This is a genomic window from Pontiella sp. (assembly GCF_041622395.1).
In the GTDB taxonomy this organism is placed as follows: Bacteria; Verrucomicrobiota; Kiritimatiellia; order Kiritimatiellales; family Pontiellaceae; genus Pontiella.
This window is the reverse complement of sequence record NZ_JBFJYW010000137.1, coordinates 1-9,775: the sequence shown is the minus strand read 5'-3', so window position 1 is coordinate 9,775 and position 9,775 is coordinate 1. Positions and strand designations below refer to the sequence as shown.

Annotated in this window: 12 protein-coding genes; 7 read left to right on the top strand and 5 right to left on the bottom strand. The window is 59.4% G+C overall.

The genetic code is table 11. The annotated features are described in order from the left end of the window. Window positions 1-39: 39 nt before the first annotated feature. From ABYO54_RS09365 to ABYO54_RS09345, 5 genes are read left to right on the top strand one after another with little or no spacing between them, the layout of a single operon-like run. A complete protein-coding gene (locus ABYO54_RS09365; protein WP_372807989.1) occupies window positions 40-258 on the top strand; it encodes a hypothetical protein in 219 nt (72 codons plus the stop codon). 7 nt (window positions 259-265) lie between these two features. Beyond that, window positions 266-529: a hypothetical protein gene (locus ABYO54_RS09360; protein WP_372807988.1), complete on the top strand. Its 264-nt coding sequence runs from the start codon at window positions 266-268 to the stop codon at window positions 527-529. Window positions 530-535: 6 nt separating this feature from the next. Further along, entirely contained in the window at window positions 536-829 is a 294-nt protein-coding gene (locus tag ABYO54_RS09355) for a MotA/TolQ/ExbB proton channel family protein (protein ID WP_372807987.1), read from the top strand. A gap of 2 nt (window positions 830-831) precedes the next feature. Next, window positions 832-1,035 (top strand): RNA-binding S4 domain-containing protein, encoded by a 204-nt coding sequence (locus tag ABYO54_RS09350; protein WP_372807986.1) that lies wholly within the window; start codon window positions 832-834, stop codon window positions 1,033-1,035. 35 nt (window positions 1,036-1,070) lie between these two features. After that, a complete protein-coding gene (locus tag ABYO54_RS09345) occupies window positions 1,071-1,745 on the top strand; it encodes a hypothetical protein (RefSeq protein ID WP_372807985.1) in 675 nt (224 codons plus the stop codon). A 52-nt stretch (window positions 1,746-1,797) separates the two neighbouring features. Here ABYO54_RS09345 and ABYO54_RS09340 read toward each other — a convergent pair whose 3' ends face one another. From ABYO54_RS09340 to ABYO54_RS09330, 3 genes are all read right to left on the bottom strand, one after another. Further along, a complete protein-coding gene (locus ABYO54_RS09340; RefSeq protein WP_372807984.1) occupies window positions 1,798-3,168 on the bottom strand; it encodes a UDP-glucose 6-dehydrogenase in 1,371 nt (456 codons plus the stop codon). A gap of 128 nt (window positions 3,169-3,296) precedes the next feature. Next, window positions 3,297-3,548, bottom strand: coding sequence for a DUF4404 family protein (locus ABYO54_RS09335; protein WP_372807983.1), 252 nt, complete (start codon window positions 3,546-3,548; stop codon window positions 3,297-3,299). 80 nt (window positions 3,549-3,628) lie between these two features. Further along, on the bottom strand, window positions 3,629-4,858 hold the full coding sequence (locus ABYO54_RS09330) for a glycosyltransferase family 4 protein (protein WP_372807982.1): 1,230 nt from the start codon (window positions 4,856-4,858) through the stop codon (window positions 3,629-3,631). Window positions 4,859-5,025: 167 nt separating this feature from the next. Here ABYO54_RS09330 and ABYO54_RS09325 point away from each other — a divergent pair, with 167 nt between their 5' ends. Both ABYO54_RS09325 and ABYO54_RS09320 read left to right on the top strand, forming a co-directional pair. Next, on the top strand, window positions 5,026-7,503 hold the full coding sequence (locus ABYO54_RS09325; protein WP_372807981.1) for a response regulator: 2,478 nt from the start codon (window positions 5,026-5,028) through the stop codon (window positions 7,501-7,503). Next, entirely contained in the window at window positions 7,500-7,928 is a 429-nt protein-coding gene (locus ABYO54_RS09320) for a YcgN family cysteine cluster protein (protein ID WP_372807980.1), read from the top strand. The genes ABYO54_RS09325 and ABYO54_RS09320 overlap by 4 nt, the downstream gene beginning before the upstream one ends. Before the next feature lie 6 nt (window positions 7,929-7,934). On the opposite strand, the gene ABYO54_RS09315 is transcribed toward ABYO54_RS09320, so the two are convergent. Next, entirely contained in the window at window positions 7,935-8,474 is a 540-nt protein-coding gene (locus tag ABYO54_RS09315; protein WP_372807979.1) for an isochorismatase family protein, read from the bottom strand. A gap of 22 nt (window positions 8,475-8,496) precedes the next feature. Further along, on the bottom strand, window positions 8,497-9,775 hold a 1,279-nt coding region (locus tag ABYO54_RS09310), incomplete at its 5' end, for a sigma-54-dependent transcriptional regulator (RefSeq protein WP_372807978.1).

Here is a 9,775-nt window from a genome sequence, read left to right as displayed (position 1 = left end):
TTGATAATGGGACGTGCATAGTAATTAATTGCGACTTCTATGAAAACGAAAAGTCCATTTCAGCCGAAGGCCCTCCTCTGGTGGGTTGCAATCATCTCTCTGGTGCTCTCCGGGGCAATGTTCTACCTGCTTGGCACACAGGCCGAGATCGACGTAACCGTCCGGCAGCAGCGAATGATCTTCCCGCTGATCGGCATCGTCATTGCCGGAGTCTGCCTGATTGCCGGAACGGCGGGCCGCTGGTTCTACCCCAAATAGGAGCCCCATGAAAGCCGACATCGAATGGACGGAACGGCTCGAAAAGCGGGTCAAGCGAACGGTACGGATCACCTTTGTGGGCCACGACATCATCAAGTGGCAGTTCAAGCGCTCCGACGAAGAGCTCTGGGACTACGACACGCCGCCGACCGCCGAGGACTGGGAATACCTCGAAGACAAGGTCGATGCGCTCTACCACCGCCGCCGCCAACCTTACAAACACCTTGAGCTGGTCCGAATGCGACGCAAGGAAGCCGAAGCGGCCAACTAAGCGCCCATGCCCTACCCCGAAAATTCCCCGCCAACGAAGACGCCCGTTGTTCTCACGGTGCTCGGGTCCATCCTTTCCCTTGGCCCGGTTCTGGGATTCCTCGGCACGGTCATCTCGATGATGCTCTCCTTCCACGCGATGGGCGACGGCGGCATGGATAAGCCCGAAGCATTGGCATCGAACATCGGATTCGCATTAACGTCCACCGCCGTCGGGATCCTCTTGTTTCCCCTCGGCGTCATTTTGCTGGTCTTCGGCATCCGGGGAATGATCAAACAGCGCAAGCAAACGGGAACTTAGCCATGGAATTTCCAATCACAGGCGATTACATCGAACTCTGCAAACTACTCAAGGCCGCCAATCTGGTGATGTCCGGCGGCGAAGGCAAGGAAGTCGTCGCCGAGGGCTTGGTGACCGTCGACGGCGAACTCGAAACCCGCAAGCGCTGCAAAATCCGCGCCGGACAAACCGTCGAATTCGCCGGCAACGTGATCGAGGTGAAATAACTTCAGGCATGGCCGGAAATATCATAGCCTGTATCATGATCCTGATGATCCCCATTACCTATGGAGTGATAAAAAAGTACGGCACACCACCTTCCACCAAAGCAATAATCGGAAGCACCCTGCAGACAGTCACTCTTTTTGGCATGATGTTTTTATTCATCCCTTTCACGCCTGATGGCCGATCTGGCTCGTTTGCCCCTCTGATTCTGACTTCATTTCTCGCCGGAACCATTCTGGCAACCATCGATAAAAAAGCACTTAAGCTTTCAGCCGTTCTTATCATTCTCGTGGGCGGCTACGCGCTTACAGCGTGGGCAAACGAGTTGGTGCATGGTAACCACTACATAGCAAACAAGAACTGGACGCATGGGCCCGCGCTCCATGTGCGCAACCAAGCTTATATGGCCGCATGCCATTCCGTACTGAAGGATATTGAAGCCTCTTATTCAAACCCTCAGCTACCGGAAGGATGGATCGAAGAAGCTACATTTAAAGCAACAGGCACGCGCTGGTTTGAACCGAGCGTTATCGAGTTCCCCCTCCATTCGGTTTCCCCATTCTGGCATAGCTGGTTTACGCACATATACCGCCTTGAAAAAACGAACGGCGGAATATGGTGCCCGGGAGGTACTGCGGAGGTTTGCCGAGGCAACCTAGAAATGCGGATGAAACCCGGAAATCCCCCAGAGACGACGCACCTACCGGAATGAGATAAGGACCTCCATCAGGAGGCCCTTTTCGTGTGTTGCCACGAGTCTGCCCTTATTTCAGGTGGCTTTTGTAGCCTTTGCCGATGGAGTAGACCTCGAAGCCCATGTTGAAAAGCGCGTCGTGATCGAGCATGTTGCGGCCGTCGAACAGGAAGGCGGGCTTCTGCATGCCGTCGAAGATGCGCTGGAAGTCGAGTTCCTTGTAGAGCCTCCAATCGGTCAGAATGGCAACGGCGTGCGCGCCGGCGGCGGCCTTGTAGGGATCTTCCTCGAACTCGATCCGGTCGGCGAGTTCCGGCATTTCAAGCTTGGCGTTTTCCATCGCCTCCGGATCCGAGACCACGAGGGTGGCGTGCTCGGCCGCAAGCTCGCGGCAGACCTTGATGGCCGGGCTTTCGCGGGTGTCGCCGGTGTCGGCTTTGAAGGCGAAACCGAGCACGGCGATGCGCTTGTTGGCAATGGTGTTGAACATGCTGTGGAGCATGGTCGTGACAAAGCGCCGCTCCTGATACTCGTTCATGAGCACGACCTGGCGCCAGTAGTCGGCCGGCTCCTTGAGGCCGTAGGTTTCGCACAGGTAGACGAGGTTGAGAATATCCTTTTTGAAGCACGATCCGCCGAAACCGATCGAGGCCTTGAGGAACTTGGGGCCGATGCGGCTGTCGGTTCCGATGGCATGGGCCACTTCGCCGACGTCGGCTCCGGTGGCTTCGCACAGGGCGGAGATGGCGTTGATGGAGCTGACGCGCTGGGCCAGGAAAGCGTTGGCGGTGAGCTTGGAGAGCTCCGACGACCACAGGTTGGTGGTCAGGATGCGCTCGCGCGGGATCCAGGTGGCGTAGATGTCGGCCAAGGTCTGCAGCGCCTTCTGGCCGGTCGCGGTTTCGTGGCCGCCGATCAACACGCGGTCGGGGCATTCAAGGTCTTCGATCGCGGTGCCCTCGGCGAGGAACTCGGGATTGGAGAGCACTTCGAAATGGACCGGGTTGTCGCCGGCGTGAAGGACGCGTTCCATCGCCTCGGCCGTGCGGACGGGCAGCGTGGATTTTTCAACGATGATCTTGTCGGAGGTGGAGACCTCCTTGATGCGGCGGGCGCAGAGTTCCCAGTATTGCAGGTCGGAGGCGCAGCCCGCCCCTTCGCCGAACGTCTTGGTCGGCGTGTTGACGCTCACGAAAACAATGTCGGCGTCGCGGATGCCCTGGTCGACATCGGTCGAGAAAAAGAGGTTGCGGCCGCGGGCTTCCTTAACCACGTCCAGCAGGCCGGGCTCGTAGATTGGCAGCTCGTCGGTCTGCCAGGCGGCGATGCGCGTTTCGTTGATATCCACGACATTCACCTGAACGTCGGGGCATTGCTTGGCGATCATCGCCATGGTGGGTCCGCCCACATAGCCGGCGCCGATGCAGCAAATCTTGATCATCCCTTTTTTCTCCTTCTATAGCCTTGTGAAAATGAAGTATTGCCGACCGTGCGGTTGGCATATGCCCGGACGGGAACCACGCGCCGGCCCGGTCATTCTCCATTCTTAAAGCTTCATTCTTATCCCAATTAAATTCCCAAATTGCTCAGATGCGTCATGACGTTGTTGATGAGCGCAGTGATGCGCGGATGCTCGACCTCGAATTCGGCGGCTTCGCGCTTGAGCGCGTCGGCCAATTCCTGAACGGCTTCGGGCGTGTAGCGCTCGAGCCCTTCCTGCGCGTTGTGCAGGATCTCCTCGAATGGGCCGGTATCCTGCTCCGTTTTCTGCAGCTCGCCTTTAAGCTCTTCGATCGTTTTTTTTATTTCCTTATGCGGCATGGTGCCCCCTTTGTTTCCATGGTCTTTAAGCGGTCGAATATGATGAATTACCAAACCCTTCGCGAGTCATAATGGGAAATTTAACCGACATCGCAAGCACTTCGTTTGTTCACAAGATTCACATAAACGCGTAGATATTCGGCGGTGATCGAATCCCAGGCATAGCGGGAAACGGCGGCGGCCGCGTTGCGCGCCAGCTCCTCCCGCAGCCCGGCGTTGTCCGCCAGCTCCGCCATGCGGCCGGCAAGCTGCGCTTCGTTGCCGGGTTCCACGTGCAAGACGTTTCGACGGTCGGCCGTGAACCCGGGAACCCCGCCGACGCGGCTGGCGACGACCGGGACCCCCGCCGCCCACGCTTCGAGCACCACGATTCCGAACGGTTCATTCACCGAGGGAAGCACGAACATTTCCGCCGCCCGGTATGCGCTGGGCAACAGCGGATCGTCCGGGCGCAACCCCTCGATCATCACCACCTTGCCCGCGAGCCCCAACCGTTCGATTTCGGCATCGATCTGCTTGCGATAGGCCGCGACCGTGACGGCGCCGATCAGCGCCAGGCGGTGATCGGGATGGCGCTCGGCAAAGGCCGCGAACGCCCGCACCAGCCCAAGCTGGTTTTTCTGGTAGTCGATGCGCGAAACGCACAGCACGAGCTTATCGGACGGGGCCCAACCGTGGGCCGCCCGGAACAGGGATGCTTCGGCCGCGGCGAACCGGTCGATGTCGACGCCATTGGGCAGATAGAGCACGTCCTTGCCGGGATAGCGCTTCCGAACTTCGTCGGCTTCGGCCTGCCCGACGCAGATGATCGCATCGGCATCCGCCAGCACCCGGCGCGATCCGAACACCGCACCGAAGATTTTCCCCCACTCGGGCTTGCCCCGGAACGGTTCCGCCATTTTTTCGGCCTGCTCCCGGGGCAGCGTGAAATATCCGCCGTGCAGGCTGACGATGTAGGGAATCCCTTTGAGGCGGGCGGCCGTGCGCGCCATGCCGCCGAGCCGATGCTGAACATGGGTGTGGATCAGCGACAATTCCCGATCCCCCAGCAAGGCCAGAAACAACGGCAAGGAAAGCGGGCTCCCGCCTTTCAGCCGCAACCGGGCCTTGGCGTCTTGCGAAAGTCCCAGCCAGGGGAATACGTAGGAAAATCTCCGGACCTCGACGCCATCGATCTCCTGCCGCCCCGTTTCGGAAAACATGTCGGTGCAGAAGACCGTGCTCCCGATGGCGCGGCGTTGCAACCCGCGCGAAAGGTTCGCAACAACGCTCTCGGTTCCGCCCCATTTGTCGGGTACGTAACGGCGCATGACATGGGCTACTTTTTTCAGTTCCGGCATCTCGGCGCTACCGTATGCCATATCGCCCGGCCGGGAAAGCAGAAGTTCGGGCAACCCCCTTCCGAACCTTAAAGATTTCATTCGTTTTTGTTTACCCCCCAAGAACCAATCTCTATAGTCCCTTAATTGGATTTTATATGGCGACGTTCCTTCAGCGCATACTCTTGATCGCGGCCTTGGCCGCCGCCGCATGTTGCCCGGCGGCGCAGCTGAGCGAACGCGATTTGGCCTACCTGGCAAACAAGGATGAAATCGTCTTCGTCTGCCAACCCAGCCATGCCCCGTTCGAATTCTTGCGCAAACGGCATGTGAGCGGAATGAATGTCGAGCTGGTCCATTGGATGGCGGCCGCCTTGGGCTTCAAGGTCCGCTTCGAAACGGCGCCTCAGGAAAAGGCCATGGAGATGGTGCTCAACGGGGAAGCCGATGCCATGACCAGCCTCTTCTATACGGAGGCGCGCAACCAAGACTTCGACTTTTCCCACACCCTCAAGGTGATCCCGGTATCGCTCTATGTGCGCAACGACCGCACCGACATCGACGGAATCGTCGACCTCGAAGGCCTGAAGGTGGCCATCATGGGCTCCAGCCAGTCCCTGGAGGTGCTGCAACATCACGACCTCCGCTGCGCAATCAAGTTCACCCCCACCGTGCAGGAATGCGTCGATCTGGTCTCCAACGGCGAAGTCGATGCCATGATCTGCAACGAACTGGTGGCCCAGCACTATATATATTCCACCGGAAACAACGAACTCAAGACGGTCGGCAGTCCGGTGTTCAACGCCAAACTTTGCATGGCGGTCGCCAACGGCAACAGCGAACTGCTGGCCATCATCAACAAAGGGATATCGCAGGCGCAACGAAGCGGGACCCTCAACAAGATCCAGGCCAAATGGCTGGGCTCGGAATATGCGCGGCGCATCATGCCGATCGAACACATCCTGCTGCTCGCCTCCATCGCCGCAGGGCTGGTGGCCGTCATCATCGCACAGATCCTGCTATGGAACCGCAAGCTGACCCGGGTGGTTGCCGAAAAGACCCGGCAATACATGGAAAGCGAGGAACGGTTGCGCCAGATCTTCGAAAACTCGCCCGACGCCGTCTTTGTCATCGATCGCCAAGGCCACGTGGTGGCCGCCAATTCCAGCGCCTGCGCATCGGTGAAAATGACCAAGCAAAAACTGCTTACCAAACGGGTGCACGACCTCGTCCCCTTGGCACACCGCGGCGAAGTCGACGACAACATGCGCCAATGGTTTTCCGGCGAACTCAAGCAGTGCGAGGGCGCGAGCATGGCGGCCGATGGATCGGTGAGCCCCATCGAAATGACCGGATCGCTCCAGAACATGGGAGGCCGCCAGGTCTTGCAACTACACGTCCGCGACATCACCCTGCGCAAGGAAGCCGAAGAAAAGATCCACGCCGCCAAGGCCATGGCCGAAGACGCCAAAGCCATGGCCGAGCGCGCGCGCACGATCGCCGAAGATGCCAACCTGGCCAAAAGCGAATTCCTCGCCAACATGAGCCACGAAATCCGGACCCCCCTCAACGGCATCGTCGGCATGGCGCAGCTCATCGCCGACACGTCGCTTTCGAGCGAACAAAACAACTGCGTCGAAACCATCCTACAGTCAACCAACGGGTTGCTGAAGATCATCAACCACGTGCTCGACATCTCCAAGATCGAGGCCGGGCAGATGGACGTGCGCGAATCCACCATCGATCTGCGCGAAATGTGCGAGACCCTCTTCTACATGTTCCAACCGCTGGCCCAGCAAAGCGGCGTGACCCTCAAATGCGAATGCCAGGACAATGTCCCGCTCTACGTGACGGGAGACGAAGGCCTCATCGAGCAGATCGTCATCAACCTGCTCGGCAATGCGCTCAAGTTCACCCACCAGGGGACCGTCACCCTCAACATCGAATGCCTCTCAAAAAACAGCGAGGGCGCGAAACTCTATTTCCAGGTCATCGACACGGGCATCGGCATCGACAAGGACAAGCAGGATCGCATTTTCTCCAAGTTCACCCAGGCCGACGGCTCGACCAAGCGCCTCTACGGCGGCACGGGACTCGGGCTGGCCATCAGCAAACAGCTCGTCGAATTGCTGGGGGGCAAGATTGGACTGTTCAGCTCCCCGGGCCAAGGTTCCACCTTCTACTTCAACCTCACCTTGGCCCAGGCGGCACATGCGGCCGCGGCCAAGCCCCCGGAAAGCGCGCCGATCAAGATGGTGAAACCCGGCACCCGCGTGCTGCTGGTCGAAGACAACCTCGTCAACCAAAAGGTCGCTTCCGCGATTCTGATCAAGGCCGGGTGCCAGGTCGACACCGCCGAAAACGGCAAGGACGCCATCCAGCAGGTTCGCCAGAAAGAGTACGACGTGGTCCTGATGGATTGCCAGATGCCCATCATGGACGGATTCGAGGCCACCCGCATCATCCGCAACATGCGCGGCTCGATCGCCAACATCCCGATCATCGCCATTACCGCCCACGCCATGAAGGACGACAAGCAAAAATGCATCGACGGCGGCATGGACGACTACATCTCCAAGCCCGTCAACCGCCAGGCACTCATCGATACCATCAACCTATACGCGGGCCGCCCATGAACCCATTCTGGAAAACCAAGCAACTCCATGAACTCACCAAGATGGAGTGGGAGTCGCTGTGCGACGGGTGCGCCAAGTGCTGCGTCCACAAGCTGGAGGTCGAGGAGACCGGGGAAATCCTCTACACCTGCGTCGCCTGCCGGCTTCTCGATGTCAATACCTGCCGCTGCACCAACTACGCCCTGCGCCACGAACTCGTGCCCGACTGCGCCGTGCTTACGGCCGACCACCCCGAATACTTTGAATGGATGCCAAAGACCTGCGCCTACCGCCTGATGCACGAAGGCAAGCCCCTGCCCGACTGGCACCCGCTTATCACCGGCAACCCCGGCTCCGTCCACGACCACGGCGCCTCCGCAAAAAAGAAACTCATCCCCGAGTTCCTCGCCGACGAAGAGCACCTTGAAAAATACGTCGTGGAATAGGGCGGGCTATTTGATCAGCTTGAGCAGCTCCTTGAAGCGCGGGTCGGCGGCATCGCGCAGCAGGGCGAAGAGAAGCGTCTCGGTCGGAACCACCTGCACCCCGGCATCGCGCATCGCCTGCAAAGCCAGCGCCTTGTTTTCGGGGGCGCGCGACGAAACGGCGTCGGCCGCCACGAAAACCTCGCCACCCTGCCCCAGCAGATCGATCGCGGTCTGGTAGACGCAGATATGCGTTTCGATCCCGATGAGGATCGCCTGTTTTTTGCCCAGCGCCTCGAAGGCCGCCGCGAACCGCGGCTCGCCGCAGCAACTGAACGCCGACTTGGGAACCACCACCTCTTCGGCAAGCAGGGTCCTGAACGGCTCGCTGGTTGGCCCCAGCTTTTCGGGGATCTGCTCGGTTACGAGCACCGGCACGTCCAGCAACTGCGCGCACTTCACCAACTTTCCCATGTTGGCATCGAGTCCCTCTTTCCCATCCATGATTTCATGCAGGCGTCCCTGAACATCAATGAACACCAAAACGGCGTCTTCTTTCCTGAGCATTGCTTCTCCTTGATTTAAATCGTTACCCGATTCCATATTGATTCAATTTGCGGTGCAACGTCCGCCGGCTGATGCCGAGCTTCTCGGCGGCCTTCGTGCGGTTGCCGTTGGTCAGCTCCAGCGCCTGGATCACCATCCGCTTTTCCATTTCATCGACCGTCAGCGCGGCATCGATCTTCACCTCGCCACCCGCCGCTTTTTCGCGCACCTGCGGCGGGATATCGGCCGTATCGAACACCTTGCCGCGCGCCAGCACCACCATGCGCTCGACCAAATTCCGCAGCTCGCGGATGTTGCCCGGCCACTCGTATGCCGAAAGCATTTCGTACGCCGCCGGCGTGAAACCCTCGATCTGCTTTCCGTTTTCCTCGTTGAAAACGGCGAGGTAGTGATTGAGCAACAGCAGGATATCGTCCTGCCGCTCGCGCAATGGCGGCAGCGTGATGACCACCACGTACAGGCGATAGAAGAGGTCTTCGCGGAAGTCGCCATCATCGACCATCGCCTTCAGGTCCCGATTGGTCGCCGCGATCAAGCGGGTATCGACGTCCACCGGCGTATCGCCGCCCACGCGCTCAATCTGCCGCTCCTCCAGCGCGCGCAATATCTTCACCTGCACCGAAGCATCGATCTCGGAAATCTCGTCGAGGAACAGCGAGCCGCCGTCCGCCTTCTCAAACCGCCCCACCCGCCGCTCCATCGCCCCGGTGAACGCGCCCTTCTCGTGACCAAACAATTCGCTCTCCAATATATTCTGCGAAAGCGCCGCGCAGTGCACCGCCACGAACGGCCCCTTGCTGCGCGGACTCAACTGGTGGATCGCCTTGGCCACCAGCTCCTTGCCCGTGCCGCTCTCCCCCTGGATCAGCACCGTCGCGCGCGACTGCGCCACCTGGCGGATCGTGTCGAACACCTCCTGCATGACGGGCGAACGGCCAATGATGTTTTCCAACCCATACTTGTTGTCGAGCTGCACCTTGAGCCGCACGTTTTCGAGCTCGATCTTTTTCACCTTCAGCACTCGGTCAAGCACCAGCTCCAGCTTATCGAGGTTGATCGGCTTGGTCATGAAATCGGTCGCGCCTAGCTTCATCGCCTTGACCGCCAGCTCCACATCGCCATAAGCCGTCAGGATGATCACGGTCAGCTCCGGGTTGTTCGCCAGCGCCCGTTGCATCAGCGTAATCCCATCCATCCCCGGCATCCGCACATCGCTCAGCAGCACATCGATCTTCTGCGCGGCCAGCACCTCCAGCGCCGATGCGCCGTTCTCCGCCGCAAAGACCAGATAATCCCGCCGC